This window comes from Cronbergia sp. UHCC 0137 (assembly GCF_034932285.1).
Lineage (GTDB): Bacteria > Cyanobacteriota > Cyanobacteriia > Cyanobacteriales > Nostocaceae > Cronbergia.
This window is the reverse complement of the sequence record NZ_JAYGHC010000065.1, coordinates 19,353-20,605: the sequence shown is the minus strand read 5'-3', so window position 1 is coordinate 20,605 and position 1,253 is coordinate 19,353. Positions and strand designations below refer to the sequence as shown.

1 protein-coding gene is annotated in these 1,253 nt (G+C 41.0%); it reads left to right on the top strand.

Features of this window, described 5'->3' with window-relative positions:
* Nucleotides 1-280 precede the first annotated feature (280 nt).
* Nucleotides 281-1,253: glutathione synthase (gene gshB / locus VB711_RS23075; protein ID WP_323288691.1), on the top strand; the 973-nt coding region annotated here is incomplete at its 3' end.

Here is a 1,253-nt window from a genome sequence, read left to right as displayed (position 1 = left end):
TTTCTGACGCACCTTATTTCACTAAAAAAGCAACTTACGTGATTTAGATTAATTTTCGTTCATTTGGATGAATTATGCGGTTTTGTCTGCTAATGCTCATAAAAAGCTCCCTGTTTAGAGATTACCGAAAAATAAATCATCCAATTTTTTAGTAGTGCGGCCATTGCTAAACCCTTACACCCATACTACAAATAGGGATATTCTTTTAATTTGCAGCGCCTAAAAAATAAATATTATATTCATTATATTCATTATATTCACGGCAATTGAGGTATAAAGGGTGAAACTGGCTTTTATCATTGATTCTATCCATCAGCTTGATCCATGTCATGATACCAGTGTTGCCTTGATGGAAGCAGCGCAAATTTTAGGACACGAAGTTTGGATTACTCAAGCGAACCTGCTGAGTTTTTTAGATGGTAAGGCTTGGGCGATTTTGCAACGGGTGGAAGTTGTACCAGTGCAGTTGGTGGAGGGGCGTTGGTTAGCAGCTAATCCTTGGTATCAATTAAGTGCTAGTTGTTTTGCATCGTTAGAAACAATGGATGCTGTTTTTATGCGGACAGATCCACCTGTGAATGATGCTTACCTCTATGCTACTTATATTTTGGATTATGTTGATCAAAGCAAAACTTTAGTGATTAATAGTCCCCGTGGTATCAGAGGGGCAAATGAAAAGATGTATGCTCTCCAGTTTACAAAGGCAATTCCAGAAACGATTGTCAGTGCTGATAAAGGGGTAATTCGCCAGTTTGTGGAAGCTAAGGGCGCAACGGTGATTAAACCATTGGGAAATAAGGCCGGGGAAGGGGTGTTGTTTTTGCAATCGGGCGATCGCAATTTTAACTCTATTGTGGAACTTAGTACCCTTCAAGGTCGAGTGCCAGTAATGGTACAAAACTATTTACCAGAAGCAAAAGAGGGAGACAAGCGGATTATTTTACTCAATGGTGAACCAATTGGGGCGCTTAACCGTCTGGCGAGTAGCAGTGATTTTCGTAACAACATGGCCACAGGTGGCACAGTTGCTTCTACCCAAATTACTCCCAGGGAACAGGAAATTTGCGCCCAATTAGCCGAAAAACTGCGCCAAGACGGTTTAATTTTTGTCGGTATTGACGTAATTGGTGGTTATTTAACGGAAGTTAATGTCACCAGTCCCACTGGGTTACGGGAGATCGATCGCTTAGATCATACTCGTCTAGGAGAGCAAGTTATTAAATGGGTTGAACAAACTTTGAGCGGTGTTGGCT